Consider the following 15,965-nt stretch of genomic DNA (forward strand, 5'->3'; position numbering starts at 1 on the left):
TTCCCCGTTCCGCTATGAGCGACTTAATTCAATTCGTTGCCAACTACGACGACCTTTCCACCGACAAAGGATTCCAGTTCAAGTTCCACTGCGACAAGTGCTACAACGGCTACATGTCGCGCTTCCAGCCCAACGCCATTGGCATTGCCGGCAGCCTGCTGCAAGCGGCGGGCAGCTTGTTTGGCGGGCTAGGCGGGGCCGAAAATGCGGCCTACCACATCCAGCGCGCCGTGGGCGGCAAGGCCCACGACGAGGCCCTGCAAAAGGCCGTGGCCGAGGGCAAGCAGCAGTTCAAGCAGTGCACCCGCTGCGGCCACTGGGTGTGCCCCGATGCCTGCTGGAACCATAGCGCCGGCCTCTGCGAAGACTGCGCCCCCGACGAGCAGGAAGAGCTGCGCGCCCACCAGGCCCAGGCCACGCAAGAACAAATTCGCACCAAAACCCGCGAGCAGGACTACACCCAGCACATCGACTTTCTGAACCGCGGCGCCCTGCTGCAGTGCCCCAACTGCCAGGCCAAGCTCACGGCCGAGCAGAAGTTCTGCGGCAGCTGCGGCACTCCCAACCCCGCCGCCAAGCCGCAGGAGCGCCACTGCACCGGCTGCGGCACCAAGCTGCAGCCCGAGCAAAAGTTCTGCGCCGAGTGCGGCACGAAGAGCTAGAGCGGCTGAAGGCCAATACCTGAGTAAAATTGACCGTCATGCTGAGCGCAGCCGAAGCATCTCTACCGCGAGAGTAAATGATAACTGCTGCACGCGAGATGCTTCGGCTGCGCTCAGCATGATGTTCTTCTTAACATCGAAAACGCCTACATCAGGTAACTACAGAACAGTGCGGCCGGCGGGTGGGCGCTTCTTTGCGTTGTTCAACCTATTTCCCGCCCCATGAAACTCCTCCTAGCGCCGCTGATGGCCTGCCTGGCGGCCTTTTCGCTCCGCTCCCCCGCCCCGCCGAAAGCGCCTGCTGCCCCCAAAGAGTACGTCATTACCCAGTACGGCGCCAGCACCGACAGCACCAAGCTGAATACCCAGGCCATCCAAAAGGTAATCGACAAGGCCAGCGCGGCCGGTGGCGGCACCATCGTCATTCCCAAGGGTGTGTATTTAAGTGGGGCGCTGTTTTTCAAGCCGGGCACCCACCTGCGTCTGCAGGCCGGGGCCAAGCTCAAAGGCTCCGATAACATTGCCGACTACCCGCTGGTGCCCTCGCGCATGGAAGGCCAGAAGCTCGACTACTACGCCGCGCTGGTGAATGCCACCAAGGTGAACGGCTTCACCATCAACGGCCCCGGTACCATCGATGGCAACGGGCTGAATTTCTGGAAGCGGTTCTGGTTCTACCGCGACTCGATGTCGAAGCTGGGCAAGTATGCCACCAATCTAGAGGTGCACCGCCCCCGCCTGGTCTTCATCTGGGGCTCCGACAACGTGGCCATCAAGAACGTGAAGCTGCACAACTCGGGCTTCTGGACCACCCACCTCTACCAGTCCAACAACGTCCTCATCGAGGGCTGCGACATCCGCTCGCCCTTCCGCCCGGTGAAGGCGCCCAGCACCGACGCCATCGACATCGACGTGTGCCGCAAGGTCACCGTCCGCAACTGCTACATTTCCGTCAACGACGATGGCATCGCCATCAAGGGCGGCAAAGGCCCCACGGCCCAGAAGCTGCCTGAAAACGGCCCCATCGAAGACGTGCTGATTGAGAACTGCACTTTCGGCGAAGTGCACGCGGCCCTCACCTGCGGCAGCGAGTGCATCCACGCCAACCGCATCACCATGCGCAACTGCAAAATGGACAACGAGCGGCCCGTGCTACTCTTCAAGATGCGCCCCGACACCTACCAGGTCTACGAAAACATCACCGTTGACGGCATCACCGGCAAGTGCGGCACCATCGTCACGCTTTCGCCCTGGACGCAGTTTTTCAACATGGCCGGCAGCACCGAAAAGCCTTTTGGCACCATCCGCAACATCACCGTGTCGAACGTAAAGGTGAAATGCAAGCAGTTCGCCGTGCTCAACGGCAACCCCACCGACAAAGTGAGCAACATCACCTTCAAAAACGTGGACGCCACCGCCGACCAGGCCGCTTTCCCAAATAAGTACCCGGACATCAAATTCCAAAACGTCACCCTCAACGGCACCCCCCTCACCGCTGCCACCCAAACCGCCCCAGCCGCTACGCCCCTGAAGCCGGATTGAGCTCATGGGCAGATGACCATTCGAACGTCATGCTGAGCGCAGCCGAAGCATCTCTACTGCGCCATCTGTCATCTGAGCATTCTGCGGCTCGAGCAGAGACGAAGGACCTTATCAAGTAAGAACGACTGTCGTTCAGTGGTGATAAGATGCTTCCTTCGTCAGGATGACAAACGGCGCGATAGAGATGCTTCGGCTGCGCTCAGCATGACGGCCCTTTTCGCCAACAAAAAAGCCTCGCCAGTATATGGCGAGGCTTTTTTGCTCAAAATGGCATCTACTTAGCGGCGGCCGTGGCCATCGTAGCGGTGCTGGGCTTCCCAGCGGGCGCGTTCGGCGGCGCGCTGCTGCTCGGCGCGGCGCTGGGCTTCGAGGCGGGCGCGCTCGGCGGCGAGGCGTTGCTGTTCCCGTTGGGCGGCTTCGCGGCGGGCCCGCTCAATGGCCCGTTCGCGCTCAATGCGGGCCAGTTCGCGGCGGTCTTTGATGGGAGGATAAGTGGCGGCCGTGGCCGAAGAAGCAGTGGCAGCAAACAGGCCGAGGGCGGCGACGAACGAAAAAAGCTTGGTTTTCATGGCAGTGGTTTTTTAAAGGGTGATGCGCTGTGATGAGTGTTTAAGCGCTTGTCTATCCCTTTGCAACGCCTGTGCCACGAGCCAGGGGCATAGGCTGCTCTCCGGCGTTTCACCGCCGAACCGGCCCGGATTATCGGCTGGCCTGGATGTTTCCCCTACCAAATCCGGTCGGCATGCGAAGACGCGCCAGCAAGAAAACCGCTGCGCGCAGCCCGCCGGGCTACTTTTTCAGCGGGTCGTGGCCCCAGTTCATCAGCGAATAGCGCCAGGCAGAGGTTTCCACGTCCTTTTGGTGGTGCGGGCCCTGAGCCGAGTGGCGCGCCACGTAGCTGTGCACCTTGTGCATGTGGGCCTCGTCGTCGGGCGTGAGGTCGGCCTTTTTCTTGTGCAGTATTTCGACGATGCGCTCGCCGGAGTGGTGGCCGATGCTCTGGCCGTCGCCGCTGTCCTGGCCCACCGACTTGGATTCGTCGGTTTTGAGCCATTTCTCCAGCTCGCTGGCGGTCATGTTCACGTCTTGTTTGAAGGCCGCGTAAACGTCGGCGGGTTCGGAGTGCTTGGCAGTGGCCATAATGCTGAAACGGTTTGAAATGTGGAAGGCTTACCGTTGAGCATACTGTACTGCGCGCCAGGGGGTTGCCGGCGGCTTGGGGTGGGCCATAAAAAAGCCCCGTCAGTAGCTGACGGGGCTTCTTGGGGCTCCAACGCACGGGGCGCTGGTGCTAGTTACCGTCATGCGCCATGGGCGGGCAGCGCGGAAGCCCCTCCTCAAGGCAGGTGATGTTGGCCCGCGCGCTGCCTGCCGCATCGGTGGGCGGGTTGGTTTGCGAATAGCCGATGTGGAGCACCTGCCCTTCGGCTTGATGCGGCTGATAAGCCGCCCACAGGGGCCCGGTGGGGTGCAGGCGGGTGCCGTCGGCCAGTTCCAGGGTGGTGTGTTCGGTGGCACACACGGCCGTCATGCCGTAGCACAGGCGCACGGTGGCGTAGGTGCCGCAGGGCGCTTCGGGCGCTATGTCGGTTTTGGCGGTGCAGCCGGTCAGGAGGCCTGCCGCGGCCAGCACGGCCACCGGAAAAAGGGGAAAAAGGCGCATATGGCAACGAAATGAAAGGTAAAACCTGCGGAGCAACAGCCCCTGTCGCAGCCCTGACCGGCAAGACAGCAGCGGGGTTGCGCGGGACTCCGCGCGTGGGCCTACTTTTGCCGGCGTACCTCACCTTGCTGCCGATGGCCACCGTCAAACCCATCCTTCGCATTTTCGACTACGACAAAGCCCGGACGTTTTACCTCGACTGGCTGGGCTTTCACCTCGACTGGGAGCACCGGCCCGCCGACAGCCCAGCCTACCTGCAAATCAGCCGCGGCGACGTGACGCTGCACCTCTCCGAGCACCACGGCGACTGCTCGCCGGGCGCCCGGGTGTTCATCGACGACTTTGAGCACCTCGCCGCATTCCATCAGCAGCTCCTGGCCCAGGACTATAAATACAACCGGCCGGGCCTCGACACCCCCTTTTACGACCCCACGGCCCTGGAAATGACCGTGACCGACCCCTTCGGCAACCGCCTCACGTTTGTGGAGCGGCGGTAGCGCACGGCCCGTATACAACGCAGCCGGCGCGGACATCCCGCACTTTCGCCTGTCGCCCCCGCCGCCCAGCAGCAGCTGTAGCCCGCGCGCCCGGGCGGGTCGTTTCGCCCCCTGGCACCATTGGGGTGCGCAGCGCGCCCGGCGTGGGTAGCCTTTTCACGGTGCGGCTGCCCACAGGCGCCTGAACCCGGCCGGGCGGTCTCGCGTAGGCCACAGCTATGCCCAAACTTACCAGCGTGTTGCTGGTCGACGACGACCCAACGAATAATTTCCTCAACGAGCGCCTGCTCAAGCGCCTCGACGTGGCCGAAAACATCGTAGTAGCGGCCAATGGCCAGGATGCGCTGGCCGTGCTGCAGCAGGCCAGCCAGGGCGCGCAGCCCAGCTACCCGTCCCTGATTCTGCTCGATATTCAAATGCCCATCATGAACGGCATCGAGTTTTTGCAGGCGTTTCAGCATCTCTCGCCGGCCCAGCGGCACGCCACCACCGTGGTGGTGCTCACCACTTCCATGGATGCGCGCGACCTCAACCGCCTCGACGGCCTGCCGGCTGCCGGCTGCATCAACAAGCCCCTCACCGCCGAGAAGGTGGACACTCTGCTCCAGCTGCACTACCAGCGCCAGCGCCCCTGCTGAGGGATGGCGTCATGCCGCGCGCAGTCGTCGCGCTTCTGTTGCGCCTTTGTCATCCTGAGCATCCTGCTTTACGCGGAATGCTCAGGATGACAAAGGCGTTTTTTATTGCCCCGCTTAAGGGTTCATCAGCTGCCCGATGAACAAGATAGCGCCCGACGATTTTTCGCGGATAAGAAACAGGAAGGGCCGGTTGAGCATCGTGGGCGAGGGCACCGACGTGGTAACCGCGCCCACCGACGTGACGGCGGCCGCCTCGGTGCCTTCCTCGTTCACTTCCAGGTAGGTCTTGTGCTTCACCTCGCTGATGAATAAGGTGCTGGGGCCGCCGTCGAGCATGCGGCTGAAGTTGGCCTGGGGCGTAAACGCCTCGCTCATGCCCAACTGCTTGAGCATGTCGTTCAGCTGGTTTTCGTAGGCAAACTTGAACTTGGGCACGCGCAGCTCCAGGCCGGTCGAGTCGGCCGCCGCCAGCCAGGTGCTGAGTTGGGTGCGGGTGAGGCGGCTGGCCACACTGGCGAGCGTGCTTTGCCCCTGCGGCACCACAAACGTCATGCTGAAGCGGCGGTTGCCGTAGGGCAGGTCGATGACCTGCTGCTGGGCATCCTGGTAGCGGCGGTAGCGGCCGGTGGTCAGGCTCATGAAGTCAGCGTTGACCGAAGTGCCGTTTTCCAGATAAAAGGGGGCCGGGCGGGTGTTTTGGGGGTTGAAGCGGTAGGTCCAGGCGCCCTTGAAATAGAGGGCGTTTATCAGGTACATCACGTCGTTGGCCGTGGTGCTGTTGAGGATGGTGGAAATCTTCCCGCGCGTTTGGGTATTCACCCAATCGTTGATTGTCGTGGTCGTAGCCGGCACGCCAAACGTGACGGGCCGCACCGTGGCGCCGAAATACTGCTGGTTGGCCTGCACAAACGGCGCCTGCAGCCGGTACTGCTGCCCATACCAAATAGAGTTGCCCGTGGTAAAAGTCACCTGTGGGTCGAGCCCGCCCAGCAGCGCAAACAGGCTTTGGTAAGCCTCGTTGATTTCGACATCGGTGAGCGGCTGGAAGCCCAGCGTTTGCTTCATGGCGGCCTTGGTGCTGCCGTCGGCGCCGTTGTAGGCCATGGTGATGGCGGCCGAAATGCTCAGCGGCGAAATGCACATGTTATCGGCCGGGGCGGCCGTGCGCAGCTTGTCGAAAGCCTGAAAAGCGAAGTCGTTGGCGCTGCTCACCGTGCTGCGCTCGGCGCTGGTGAGCGGGCGCGTGGGCTGGGCCACGGGGTCGGGAGCCGCTACATCGTGCTTCTGGCAAGCGGTGAAAAGCAAGGCGCCGGCCAGCAGGCCCAGCAGGGCAGGTTTGGGGGTGAAGGTGACCATAAAGCAGAAAAAAATTAAACGGTGTGCAGAACAGGTAATGCCCGTACGCCTGACCGGCGGTGGGGCCAGCCGGTTGCACTGGGCCCCTGCCTATGCAGCTAAACGCTTGTTTCTGCCTCTTTTACCCGTGTTGAAGCCCAAACCAGCCTCTAATAATGAAGCGTCTAAAAAAAGTTTTCGCGGGCGTGTAACGTTCGCCGACATCGGCGGTATCCACATTCGAAAGCTCCCCAGGCAACCCGCCGCACCATCGGCGCATCTTTAGGACAACGGTTACGATTTGATACTCTCGCCTCCCGCTACCCTGGCTTTTTCCGTCAATCTGACTCCCTCCACCTCAGCCCCCACGCGCTTCTCCTACCACGAAGCTTCTTATTGAAGATTTTTAAGTAAAATTTTCACGCTGATAATCAACCACTAACGGACATAACAATATGAAAACAGTAATTTAATTGAAACAGTACCTTGCTTTACAAAGTACCTACCATACATTTGTACTGTTCGTCGCACAGTACTATAAGCCGCCCCTCTTCTCCTCCTACCTGCCCCACCTTTTTCTGCAAAATTTTCATCCTCACCTTTTTTCTGTAAGTACCATGAAACGTTCCTTCTCCCTCCGCCCCGCCCAGCAACTGACTGGCGCCACCACCTCCACTTCGGCTCTGCGGGCCTTGCTGCTCGGCGGCCTGGCCGTGCTGGGCACCGCCGGCGCTGCCCTGGCCCAGGATGCCCCCTCGGTGAAAGCCAAGCAGGCCGACGGCCAAGCCCTGTGGCTCACCGTTGAAAACCCCAAGCAGGACCGCATGCGCCTGGATGTGGTGTGCCTGACGCACGATACCTGCCTGATGACCGAAACCAACCGCAAGCCCTCCTACGGCAGCCAGCTGAACTTCCGCGACGTGCCGGCCGGCAAATACGCCGTGATGCTGCGCGTGGGCCGCGAGCACTACCGCTACAACGTGGAGGTGCGCAAAGGCCAGGAAACCACCATCTCGGTGCCCGAACTGACGCCCGCCCAAACCCCGGAAGTGGTGGCCTCGGCCACCCGCTAACCGCTCCAATCCAAGCGGTGGGCTTAGCGACGAGGCCCGCCGCCGCATGTGATTCGGCCCCCGACGACGCAGTGCCTTGCACTGCGCTGCCGGGGGCCGAGTCGTTTTTTACGGCACCTGCTACGCCGCCAGCGCCGGCGCTTTGCGGCTGTACCGCTCTCGGTAGGCCAGCGGCGACACACCCGTGAGGCGCTTGAACAGCGTACGGAAGGCCTTGGTGTCGGAGTAGCCCACCGAGTACATCACCTCGTTCACGTTTTCCTGCGACGATTCGAGGCTCATCTTGGCGGCCTCAATTTTCACGCGCTGGATGTACTCGGCCACGGTGTTGCTGGTGGCTTTCTTGAAGCGGCGCTCAAAATTGCGGCGGCTCAGGCAGCTCACCGCGGCCAGGTCGTCGACCGTCAATTTATCGGCAAAGTGCTGCTCGATGAATTCCTGCGTCTTTTTGATGGGCGCATCGGCGTGGTCTTTCTGGCCCTGGAAGATGACGAAGGGCGACTGGCTGCGGCGCCCGAAATCAATCTGAAACACCTTGGCGCAGCACACGGCCAGGTCGCGGCTCACGTATTTCTCGATGAGGTAGAGCACTAGGTTGAGGTAGGAATAGGCCCCGCCGCTGCTGTAGAGGCCCTGCTCGTCGGTGATGACCTGCTCGGGCACGAGCTGCACGGCCGGATACATGGCCGCAAACTGCTGGGTGGCCAGCCAGTGAGTGGCGCACTTGCGGCCGTCGACCAAGCCCGTGGCCGCCAGGATGAACGCGCCCAGGCACAGGCTGGCCACTTCGGCGCCGGCCGCGTGCTGTTGCCGTATCCAGGGCACAAAGGGCGCGTTGAGGGCCACGGCTTCGGCCAGGTCGCCGTGCGGGGCCGGGATGATGATGAGGTCGGTGCGGAAGTCTTCGGCAATGGTGCGGTGGGCATGCAGCGTGAACAGGCCCTGGTTGAAGGTCTTATCGCGGGTGAGGCCGACCAGCTCAATCTGGAAGGCCGGCGCTTGCCCGGCACCCGCCAGAAAGTCATTCACCTGGCTCAGCACCTTGTGCGGCCCCTCGATGCTGCCTACCACCGCCTCGCCGGCCGGCACCAGAATAGAAACGTGCTTCATAGCCCAAATGTAGGCAGCAGGCTGCCGCATTCCACCCTGTATTTGGGCACAATTACCCCCCTTGCATCCTTATGCTTTGCTAATACCTTTGCTAAACCAGTTAGGCAATCAAATTTTTAGCATTTGCCGCGCCGGTCCCGCATTTTTCACCTCAAAAAAACTTTCGCCATGACGCTCCGCACCACCGCCCGCTTCTATTGGACGCTCACCATCCTCTTCTGCCTCATGATGCTGGCCGATGGCGTGGCCGGCCTGCTGCACGAGCAAAACGGCGTGGCCGCCATGCGGCAGCTCGGCTACCCGGTGTTTATCATGGACATCACGGGGGCGGCCAAAATCCTCGGCGCCCTGGCCCTGCTCCAGAACAAGTACCGCACGCTCAAGGAGTGGGCTTTCGCAGGCTTCGTGTTCGACTTTGCTGGGGCGGCAGCCTCGGTGCTGTTTGCCGGCATGGGTGCGGCGGCCGCCATTCCGGCGCTGGTGATGCTGGCGGTGGTGCTGGGGCTGTATTTCCTCTGGAAGCGCTACCTCATTGGCCGCAGCCTTGCAGCCAGCACGCCGGAAGCAGAAGTAGCGCTTCCTGAGCCGGTTGCGGCCGCGCTGTAATCGGGCCAACTGCCATCCTGTCGCAGCAAGGTCATACCCGGCTGCTCCTCTCTTTTCAATTTCATTCAGAATCCTCCATTTTCAAACCCCAAACCCTCCAACCCCATGGCACTCCTCAGCCCCCACATCGCATTTCCCAACGGCACCTGCCGCGAAGCCCTCTCCTTCTACCAAAGCTGCCTTGGCGGCGAGCTCAAGCTGATGCGCGTGGGCGATTCGGCCATGTGCGACCAAATGCCCGCCGACGCTCAGGACAAGATTATGCACGGCACCCTGACAACCGGCCAATTTGTGCTCATGGCCTGCGACGCCCTGGACCCGCGCAGCCCCTACGCCCCCGGCAACAACATTGCCATGTGCCTGAACTGCAGCAGCGACGAGGAAATCAACACCCTTTACGCGGCGCTGAGCGAGGGCGGCACCGTCGTCGACCCCTTGAACGACATGTTCTGGGGCGGCAAGTTCGGCACGCTCATCGACCGCTTTGGTACGGAGTGGATGCTCAATTTCGACAAGGCTGCGAGCGTGGCACAGCTCACGTTTGAACGCGCCGAAAACCTATGAGCAAAGTAATAGCCGCCGAATACCTGACGCTGGACGGCGTGATGGAAAGCCCGGCCTGGACGGCGCCCTATTTCAACGACGAGCTGGGCGAGTTTCAGGGCGAGCTCATGGCCTCCTGCGACGCCCTGTTGCTGGGCCGCCTCACCTACGAGGCCTTTGCCGGTGCCTGGCCCCACATGCCCGATGCCCCCGGGGCCGCCCGCATGAACAGCCTGCCCAAATACGTGGCTTCGCGCACGCTGCAAACGGCCGAATGGAACGCCCAAATCATTGAGGGCAATGTGGGCGCCGCCGTGGCCCGCCTCAAACGCGAGCCCGGCCAAAACCTGCTCATCTACGGCAGCGCCCAACTGGTGGAATACCTGCGCCAGCACAGCCTGATTGACGAATACCGCCTCATGGTGTTTCCGGTGGTGCTGGGCAGCGGCAAGCGCCTGTTTGCCGAAGCGCCGACGAACTTCAAGCTAAAATCGTCGCATACTACCAGCACGGGCGTGCTGGTGCTCACCTACCAATCGGCCACTGCCTAAGTTTTTATGGACCTGAAACTAGAACTCATTCCCGTGCCGGTAGCCGACATCGACCGCGCCAAGCAATTCTACACCCAGCAAGTCGGCTTCCGGCTCGACCACGACGTGCGGCCCGGCGGCCCGGTACGGGTGGTGCAGCTCACGCCGCCCGGCTCGGGTTGCTCCATTGTGCTGGCCGAGGGCCTAGCGGGCCTGGCCATGCCAGCGGGCTCGCTGCGCGGCCTGCACCTGGTGGTAGCCGACATCGTGGCCGCCCGCGCCGAACTGGCCGGCCGGGGCGTGCCGATGGGGGCGGTTCAGGACATGGGCGGCATCAAGTTTTCCGCTTTCAAAGACCCCGACGGCAATACCTGGACCTTGCAGGAGATTCCAGGCCGGAAGTAACAGAAAGTCAAGAATACGGTCATGCTGAGCGCAGTCGAAGCATCTCTACCGCACAACTAATCCCAATCGACAGGAATAGTGTTGCGGTAGAGATGCTTCGACTGCGCTCAGCATGACCGTTTATATTTTCAACTAACTAAACTCAAGCCACCGCCGGCAGCGTGAAGCTGAAGGTGCTGCCGCTGCCCAACTCACTTTCCACCCACAGCCGGCCCCCTTGCGTGGCGATGAACTCGCGGGCAATGCTCAGGCCCAGGCCCGAGCCGCCGCGGTAGCCGGTTTTGTCGGGCAGCTGGGCGAAACGCTGGAAGATGCGGTCGTGGTGCTCGGGCGCGATGCCGGGGCCGTGGTCCTGCACGCTCACCCGCACGAAGGCGCCGGCCACTGCCACCCGCACCGTGAGGGCCGCCCCCACCGGCGAGTAGCGGATGGCGTTGGCCAGCAAATTGATGAGCACCCAGGTGGTCTTTTCCACGTCGGCGCGCACCTCGGGCAGGCGCGGGGGCTGATGGAATTCCAGCCGCAGCTGCTTGTCGTGCAGCTGCGGCTGCACGGTGGCGGTGGCGAAACTCACCACATCGGCCAGGTTAGTGGGCTCCACATCAAGCTGAATGCCTGCGCCCGCATCGAGGCGCGACACGTCGAGTAATTCAGCCACCATGCGCTGCAGGCGCTGGGTTTCGTGGCGGATGTAGCCGGTGATGCGCTGGCGCTCGTCGGCGGGCAGGCGCTCGTCTTGCAGCAGTTTGGTATTGAGGTTGATGCTGGAAAGCGGCGTTTTAAGCTCGTGGCTCACGGTGGCCAGGAAGTTCGACTTTACCTGGTCAAGCTTCTTGAAATCGGACACGTTGCGCAGCGTGAGGATGTGGCCCACAAACTCGGTTTTCTCGGTGGCTTCGTTGAAAGACACCAGGTCCTGCACGGCTAACTGATAAAAGGCTTCCTCGCCGCGCTGACTGATATGCAGCAGCGGCGCTTCGGCCACAGCGGCTTCGCGGTTGGGCGCGTCCAGCGGCCGAAGCATGGCCTGGAACAAGTCATTTTCGAGGCGCACGGTGGCGGCGGGGCGGCCCAGCAGCTTTTCGGGGGGCATACCCAGCAGCTCGCACAGCACGGGGTTGGCCAGCAAAATGGTGCGGTTTTCATCGAGCAGCAGCAGACCCTCGTCCAGCGTGTTCACGATGCTGGCGGCGCGGTTGCGCTCCGTGATAAGCTCGGCGGCGGTGGAGGTGCGGTACTCGCGCAGCTGGCCCAGCATGCGGTTGAAGGCCCGGGCCACCTGGCCGAATTCATCGTGGCTTTCCTGCGGGATGCTGGCCGAAAAGTTGCGCTCGGTGGCGTGGTCGAGGGCAGCGGTGAGCTTGCGCAGGGGCTGCACCGCGGCTTCGGGCACACTGCCTACCAAAGCCAGGCCCAACAGCACGGCCAGCGTGGCGAAGAGCAGCAGGTTGCGGTTGGCCTGGTCGGCGCGCAGGTTGGCGGCTTCGGTTTTGCGGTTCAGGGCATCGGTATTCAGCGCCATCATCTGATAGGTGAGGCCACCCAACTGGTACGGTTCAGCCTCGATGCCCAACGGGCTGGCCTGCCCTGCCTTGGTGGCGCCCTGCGCCTGCTGCTGGTGCTGCTGCAGCTGCTGCGTCAGGCGCTGCAAGTCGCTCACCACCTGCTGCTCGCCGGGTTCGGTCACGTTGCGGGATTCCTCTTGCAGAGCCGCTACGAAGGCCGCCGTGCCGGCCGTGTCGGCCAGCGGCTTTCGGGCCAGCTGGTCGAGGCTTTTGAGCATGCGCTGGCCCAGCTCTATCGAGTAGAGGTTGGCCTTGAGTACATCGCGCGAGCTGCGGTCGAGCTGGCGCAACGAGTAGTACGCGTAGCCCCCGATGCTGAGCACCAGCAGCAGCATGGCCAAGAAACCGGTGGTGATTTTGGTTTTGAGGTTCATGGAGTTGAACGGTCTAGAAGGGCGTCATGCCGAGCGCAGCCGAGGCATCTCGCGTGCGGCAGTAATTAAAATCGTTGGGCCGATTGGATGCGTTGCGCACGCGAGATGCCTCGGCTGCGCTCGGCATGACGTTCTGATTTTATTCATCGCGGCTCAATACGTCACCAAATACACGTCCACGTCCCGCCCATCATCGGCCACGGCGCGGAGCAAATCCGCCGTCACGCCGCGGCGGCTTAGCTGCTCCCATAGGCCCTTTTCGCGGGTGATGCCGCAGACCAGCAGCGTGGCGTTTTTCTCCTGTGCCACCCGACGGATAGCGCCCACCACGTCGTCGTCCTTCACCCGCAGAATCTGGGCACCTAGCTCGGTGGCCAGCTGCAGGTTGTTGAGCAAGTGGCGCTGGGTGGCCAGACCGATGCGGTCGGCGGTTTCGCGGCCGGTTTGCACATAGAGCACGTACCAGGCAGCGGCCGAAAACCGGTCGGCCAGCCGCGAGGTCTTGCGGATTATTTCTTTGGCAGCCTGGCTGTTTGAATTGATGCAAGCCAGCAGGCGGTCGTCGTTGCGGCGCGGCGCGGCCACGGCGGGCGCGCCCCCGGCGTCGGATTCCACTTGGCGGCTCAGCAACTGGGCCACTTCGCGCACCGCCAGCCGCCGCAGCTGCAGCAGGTTTTCGGCCTGGAAGAAGTTGGCCAGCGCGGTGGGCACCTTGGCGGGGTCGTAAATTTTGCCTTCCTCGAGGCGGGTGCGCAACTCGCCCACGGTCAGGTCCACATTCACCACCTCATCGGCCTGCTTGAGGAGCTGGTCGGGGATGCGCTCGGTCACGTCGGTTCCCGTGATGCGCAGCACCTGGTCGTGCAGGCTTTCGAGGTGCTGCACGTTCACGGCCGTAATCACCGAGATGCCCTGCGCCACGAGGTATTCCACATCCTGCCAGCGCTTTTCGTGGCGCGAGCCGGGCACGTTGGAATGCGCCAGCTCATCCACAACAACGACTTGCGGCCGACGCTGCACGATGCCGTCCAAATCCATTTCCTCCAGCGCCCGCCCTTTGTAGAATAGCTGCTTGCGCGGCAGCAGTGGCAGGTCTTTCAATTCGGCCACCGTACCGGGGCGGCCGTGGGTTTCGATGTAGCCGAGCAATACGTCCACGCCGTGCTGGCGCAGCTCGTGGGCTTCCTGCAGCAGGCGGAAGGTTTTGCCCACGCCCGCGGCCAGCCCTAGGTACACCTTGAGCGTGCCGCGCCGCTTGGCCTGCACCAGACGCAGGAACCGCTCGGCGGATTGGTCGCGGGGGTCGGGCTGCATGGGGTTCATGGTTTGGGGTTTGTCATTGCGAGCGCAGCGAAGCAATCCGTCCTGTTCTTAGCGACTAACCTAACAATGTGACAAGTTTTATCGAACGTGCTTTCAAAGGCTTCATCACAATTCAGGGCTTGTCACATTGAGAGGACAAATTGCCACGGCCTGCGGCCTCGCCATGACAGGAGACTAAAACGACAGCGCCAGGCTCGTCGTCACGTTGCCGTAGCTGCGGTTGTCGGCGTTGTCGGCGCGGGCAAACACGCCCCGCATCCCGTTCAAATACCGCCCTTCTACCCGAAACAGCACGTTGGCGCCCGGAGCGTAGTCGAGGTTGAGCGAGCCGCCGGCTACCCGGAAATCCTGGTCCAGCGCCCGGGGCATGATGCTGCGAATGATAATGCCGCGTTCGGCGTAGTAGTACTCGCCACGCAGCGTGGCCGAGAGCTTATCTGCCAGCTTCTGCTTGATGAAAACGGCCCCCGTGTGCCAGGTATCGTACTTCTCGCGGCCCACGCCGCGCTGCTTGCCCACATCGAACACTACCGCTAGGCTGGTGTGCTCGGAAGCGGCGTAGGTAAGGTAGAAGTCGTGGAAGAAGCGGCGGCGAATGAGCGAGTCCTGGGGTTGCTCGTTGCCGTAGAAGGTGCTACTGTTGATAAGAATTTTATCCGAGGGCTTCCACTGAATCTGGGTGCCGAGGGCTTTGGCCTGGTTGGTTTCGCGGATGTTTTGCCAGCCGTTCAGCACCAGTCCGGTCAGCGTCAGCTTGGGGCTCACCTCGTAGGTGAAGCGCGCGCCGCTTTCGTAGTAGGGCGAATTCTCGGCCATCACGGACCGCGTCAGCGTCCAGTTGTCTTTCGAAATGGCCGACTCGAAACCGATGTGCGAGCCGAAAATGCCCATGTCCAGCCAGGCTTTGGCGAAGGGCCGGAAGCCCGCGTAGGCCTCGTACACGTGCCGGAGCACCGGGTCCTCGTTGGCGTAGTTGGCACTCACGTAAGTGCCGGCGTGCAGGCCCAGCGCGCCGCGCACGCGGCCATCGTCGTAGCGCAGGCCGATGAGGGCCTGGTTGATGGTGAACTCGTTCTGGCGGCCGTGCGAGTAAAGGAAGGCCTGCCGGTTGTTGCCGTTGGCGTGGTTGAAATCGTAGCCGTAGTAGGCATCCACGAAGCCGTAGGTACTGAGCGGGCCGGGTGCGGGGGCCGGCGGGGCCGGGGCGGCGGGTGGCGGCACGGCCAAGGCCGGGTCGGGAGTGGTGGGGGCCGTTTGGGCCAGGGCGGCGCGCATGCTCAAAGCCACGAGCGGCAGAATTAGCAGGTTTTTCATGGAAAGCTGGCCAGCATCGGGCGCGGCCAAAGAAATAAGAGAAGAGTTACGCGAGCCGTAGCGGCAAGGTCACTATATCGTGGGTTAACCTCGGCTATTAATTACCTACTAGCGCGTCCAGCGCCAGGTTCAGCTTCAGCACATTCACGCGGTCGGGGCCGAGGGGGTTGGTTTCGGTTTGCGCGCGCACCAGCGCGGTCACGCGGGCGGCATCTAGCCGGCGGGCGCGGGCCACGCGGGGCACCTGCACCAGCGCCCCGGCCGGCGACAGGTGCGGGTCGAGGCCCGAGCCGCTGGCTGTAATCAACTCGGCCGGCACGTCGGCGGCGCGCACACCGGGGTTTTCGAGCAAAAAGGTATCGAGCCGGGCTTTCACGGCGGCCAGGTATTCGGGGTTGCTAGGGCCTTTGTTCGAACCGGCGCTGGCGTCAGCGTGGTAGTCCACGGCCGAGGGACGAGAGTTGAAATACTCGGGCTTGTCGAACTTCTGGCCCACGTTGGCGAAGCCCACCACGCGGCCGTTTTTCGAGATTTGCTCGCCCTCGCCGTGGCCGGGTGCCAGTTGCGCGGCGGCGGTAATGAGGGCCGGGTACAGGCCGCAGCACAGCACTAGCATTACCAGGGTGAGGCGCAGAGCGGGAAGGAGTTGGGTTTTCATGGGGGTTGGAGTTTTTTTAGACCGTCATGCCGAGCGCAGCCGAGGCATCTCGCTCGCTTCGTTCACGCGGTTTTGATTACTTCGGCACGCGAGATGCCTCGGCTGCGCTCGGCATGACGGCCTTATT

The 15,965-nt window shown here is 62.5% G+C and carries 18 protein-coding genes; 9 read left to right on the plus strand and 9 right to left on the minus strand.

Annotation, left to right across the window (positions count from 1 at the left end):
- The first annotated feature begins 14 nt into the window (after positions 1 to 14).
- Both I2I01_RS18495 and I2I01_RS18500 read left to right on the plus strand, forming a co-directional pair.
- Positions 15 to 662, plus strand: coding sequence for a zinc ribbon domain-containing protein (locus tag I2I01_RS18495; RefSeq protein WP_196287987.1), 648 nt, complete (start codon positions 15 to 17; stop codon positions 660 to 662).
- A gap of 222 nt (positions 663 to 884) precedes the next feature.
- The gene (locus I2I01_RS18500) at positions 885 to 2,204 is read left to right on the plus strand and encodes a glycoside hydrolase family 28 protein (RefSeq protein WP_211538030.1); all 1,320 of its coding nucleotides are present in this window, start codon (positions 885 to 887) and stop codon (positions 2,202 to 2,204) included.
- Positions 2,205 to 2,482: 278 nt separating this feature from the next.
- Here I2I01_RS18500 and I2I01_RS18505 read toward each other — a convergent pair whose 3' ends face one another.
- The 3 genes from I2I01_RS18505 to I2I01_RS18515 form a co-directional block, all read right to left on the minus strand.
- Entirely contained in the window at positions 2,483 to 2,773 is a 291-nt protein-coding gene (locus I2I01_RS18505; protein ID WP_196287988.1) for a hypothetical protein, read from the minus strand.
- A 220-nt stretch (positions 2,774 to 2,993) separates the two neighbouring features.
- A complete protein-coding gene (locus I2I01_RS18510) occupies positions 2,994 to 3,344 on the minus strand; it encodes a DUF3140 domain-containing protein (RefSeq protein WP_196287989.1) in 351 nt (116 codons plus the stop codon).
- A gap of 151 nt (positions 3,345 to 3,495) precedes the next feature.
- Positions 3,496 to 3,867 carry a hypothetical protein gene (locus I2I01_RS18515; RefSeq protein ID WP_196287990.1) on the minus strand — a complete coding sequence of 124 codons (372 nt, stop codon included), beginning with the start codon at positions 3,865 to 3,867 and terminating at the stop codon, positions 3,496 to 3,498.
- A gap of 134 nt (positions 3,868 to 4,001) precedes the next feature.
- On the opposite strand from I2I01_RS18515, the gene I2I01_RS18520 reads away from it, so the two are divergent.
- The gene (locus I2I01_RS18520) at positions 4,002 to 4,364 is read left to right on the plus strand and encodes a glyoxalase superfamily protein (RefSeq protein WP_196287991.1); all 363 of its coding nucleotides are present in this window, start codon (positions 4,002 to 4,004) and stop codon (positions 4,362 to 4,364) included.
- A gap of 218 nt (positions 4,365 to 4,582) precedes the next feature.
- Positions 4,583 to 5,002, plus strand: a complete 420-nt coding sequence (locus I2I01_RS18525; RefSeq protein ID WP_196287992.1) for a response regulator — start codon at positions 4,583 to 4,585, stop codon at positions 5,000 to 5,002.
- 114 nt (positions 5,003 to 5,116) lie between these two features.
- Here the strand turns inward: I2I01_RS18525 and I2I01_RS18530 are convergent, their stop codons facing one another.
- Positions 5,117 to 6,358 (minus strand): serpin family protein, encoded by a 1,242-nt coding sequence (locus tag I2I01_RS18530; protein WP_196287993.1) that lies wholly within the window; start codon positions 6,356 to 6,358, stop codon positions 5,117 to 5,119.
- A 596-nt stretch (positions 6,359 to 6,954) separates the two neighbouring features.
- Between I2I01_RS18530 and I2I01_RS18535 the strand changes: the two genes are divergently transcribed.
- On the plus strand, positions 6,955 to 7,410 hold the full coding sequence (locus tag I2I01_RS18535) for a hypothetical protein (protein WP_196287994.1): 456 nt from the start codon (positions 6,955 to 6,957) through the stop codon (positions 7,408 to 7,410).
- A gap of 120 nt (positions 7,411 to 7,530) precedes the next feature.
- On the opposite strand, the gene I2I01_RS18540 is transcribed toward I2I01_RS18535, so the two are convergent.
- Complete coding sequence (locus tag I2I01_RS18540) at positions 7,531 to 8,520, minus strand: GlxA family transcriptional regulator (protein WP_196287995.1); 990 nt, start codon at positions 8,518 to 8,520, stop codon at positions 7,531 to 7,533.
- Positions 8,521 to 8,688: 168 nt separating this feature from the next.
- On the opposite strand from I2I01_RS18540, the gene I2I01_RS18545 reads away from it, so the two are divergent.
- From I2I01_RS18545 to I2I01_RS18560, 4 genes are all read left to right on the plus strand, one after another.
- Complete coding sequence (locus I2I01_RS18545; RefSeq protein ID WP_196287996.1) at positions 8,689 to 9,126, plus strand: DoxX family protein; 438 nt, start codon at positions 8,689 to 8,691, stop codon at positions 9,124 to 9,126.
- A gap of 105 nt (positions 9,127 to 9,231) precedes the next feature.
- Positions 9,232 to 9,690, plus strand: coding sequence for a VOC family protein (locus I2I01_RS18550; protein WP_196287997.1), 459 nt, complete (start codon positions 9,232 to 9,234; stop codon positions 9,688 to 9,690).
- The gene (locus I2I01_RS18555) at positions 9,687 to 10,220 is read left to right on the plus strand and encodes a dihydrofolate reductase family protein (protein ID WP_196287998.1); all 534 of its coding nucleotides are present in this window, start codon (positions 9,687 to 9,689) and stop codon (positions 10,218 to 10,220) included. Before I2I01_RS18550 ends, I2I01_RS18555 begins: the two co-directional genes overlap by 4 nt.
- Before the next feature lie 6 nt (positions 10,221 to 10,226).
- Positions 10,227 to 10,604 (plus strand): VOC family protein, encoded by a 378-nt coding sequence (locus I2I01_RS18560; protein ID WP_196287999.1) that lies wholly within the window; start codon positions 10,227 to 10,229, stop codon positions 10,602 to 10,604.
- A 142-nt stretch (positions 10,605 to 10,746) separates the two neighbouring features.
- Here I2I01_RS18560 and I2I01_RS18565 read toward each other — a convergent pair whose 3' ends face one another.
- The 4 genes from I2I01_RS18565 to kdpC all read right to left on the minus strand — a co-directional run bounded on the left by I2I01_RS18565 (position 10,747) and on the right by kdpC (position 15,838).
- Complete coding sequence (locus I2I01_RS18565; RefSeq protein WP_196288000.1) at positions 10,747 to 12,543, minus strand: HAMP domain-containing sensor histidine kinase; 1,797 nt, start codon at positions 12,541 to 12,543, stop codon at positions 10,747 to 10,749.
- 153 nt (positions 12,544 to 12,696) lie between these two features.
- Positions 12,697 to 13,857 (minus strand): sensor protein KdpD, encoded by a 1,161-nt coding sequence (locus I2I01_RS18570; RefSeq protein WP_196288001.1) that lies wholly within the window; start codon positions 13,855 to 13,857, stop codon positions 12,697 to 12,699.
- Between the two features lie 183 nt (positions 13,858 to 14,040).
- Positions 14,041 to 15,180 carry a porin gene (locus I2I01_RS18575; RefSeq protein ID WP_196288002.1) on the minus strand — a complete coding sequence of 380 codons (1,140 nt, stop codon included), beginning with the start codon at positions 15,178 to 15,180 and terminating at the stop codon, positions 14,041 to 14,043.
- Positions 15,181 to 15,277: 97 nt separating this feature from the next.
- Entirely contained in the window at positions 15,278 to 15,838 is a 561-nt protein-coding gene (kdpC, locus tag I2I01_RS18580) for a potassium-transporting ATPase subunit KdpC (protein WP_196288003.1), read from the minus strand.
- Between the last annotated feature and the right edge of the window lie 127 nt (positions 15,839 to 15,965).

This window comes from Hymenobacter properus (assembly GCF_015694735.1).
GTDB lineage: Bacteria > Bacteroidota > Bacteroidia > Cytophagales > Hymenobacteraceae > Hymenobacter > Hymenobacter properus.

Excerpts from the sequence above, each read along its gene's own strand:
- I2I01_RS18495 (WP_196287987.1), top strand. The coding sequence starts at position 15 with ATGAGCGACTTAATTCAATTCGTTGCCAACTACGACGACCTTTCCACC.
- I2I01_RS18500 (WP_211538030.1), top strand. The coding sequence starts at position 885 with ATGAAACTCCTCCTAGCGCCGCTGATGGCCTGCCTGGCGGCCTTTTCG.
- I2I01_RS18505 (WP_196287988.1), bottom strand. The coding sequence starts at position 2,773 with ATGAAAACCAAGCTTTTTTCGTTCGTCGCCGCCCTCGGCCTGTTTGCT.
- I2I01_RS18510 (WP_196287989.1), bottom strand. The coding sequence starts at position 3,344 with ATGGCCACTGCCAAGCACTCCGAACCCGCCGACGTTTACGCGGCCTTC.
- I2I01_RS18515 (WP_196287990.1), bottom strand. The coding sequence starts at position 3,867 with ATGCGCCTTTTTCCCCTTTTTCCGGTGGCCGTGCTGGCCGCGGCAGGC.
- I2I01_RS18520 (WP_196287991.1), top strand. The coding sequence starts at position 4,002 with ATGGCCACCGTCAAACCCATCCTTCGCATTTTCGACTACGACAAAGCC.
- I2I01_RS18525 (WP_196287992.1), top strand. The coding sequence starts at position 4,583 with ATGCCCAAACTTACCAGCGTGTTGCTGGTCGACGACGACCCAACGAAT.
- I2I01_RS18530 (WP_196287993.1), bottom strand. The coding sequence starts at position 6,358 with ATGGTCACCTTCACCCCCAAACCTGCCCTGCTGGGCCTGCTGGCCGGC.
- I2I01_RS18535 (WP_196287994.1), top strand. The coding sequence starts at position 6,955 with ATGAAACGTTCCTTCTCCCTCCGCCCCGCCCAGCAACTGACTGGCGCC.
- I2I01_RS18540 (WP_196287995.1), bottom strand. The coding sequence starts at position 8,520 with ATGAAGCACGTTTCTATTCTGGTGCCGGCCGGCGAGGCGGTGGTAGGC.
- I2I01_RS18545 (WP_196287996.1), top strand. The coding sequence starts at position 8,689 with ATGACGCTCCGCACCACCGCCCGCTTCTATTGGACGCTCACCATCCTC.
- I2I01_RS18550 (WP_196287997.1), top strand. The coding sequence starts at position 9,232 with ATGGCACTCCTCAGCCCCCACATCGCATTTCCCAACGGCACCTGCCGC.
- I2I01_RS18555 (WP_196287998.1), top strand. The coding sequence starts at position 9,687 with ATGAGCAAAGTAATAGCCGCCGAATACCTGACGCTGGACGGCGTGATG.
- I2I01_RS18560 (WP_196287999.1), top strand. The coding sequence starts at position 10,227 with ATGGACCTGAAACTAGAACTCATTCCCGTGCCGGTAGCCGACATCGAC.
- I2I01_RS18565 (WP_196288000.1), bottom strand. The coding sequence starts at position 12,543 with ATGAACCTCAAAACCAAAATCACCACCGGTTTCTTGGCCATGCTGCTG.
- I2I01_RS18570 (WP_196288001.1), bottom strand. The coding sequence starts at position 13,857 with ATGCAGCCCGACCCCCGCGACCAATCCGCCGAGCGGTTCCTGCGTCTG.
- I2I01_RS18575 (WP_196288002.1), bottom strand. The coding sequence starts at position 15,180 with ATGAAAAACCTGCTAATTCTGCCGCTCGTGGCTTTGAGCATGCGCGCC.
- kdpC (WP_196288003.1), bottom strand. The coding sequence starts at position 15,838 with ATGAAAACCCAACTCCTTCCCGCTCTGCGCCTCACCCTGGTAATGCTA.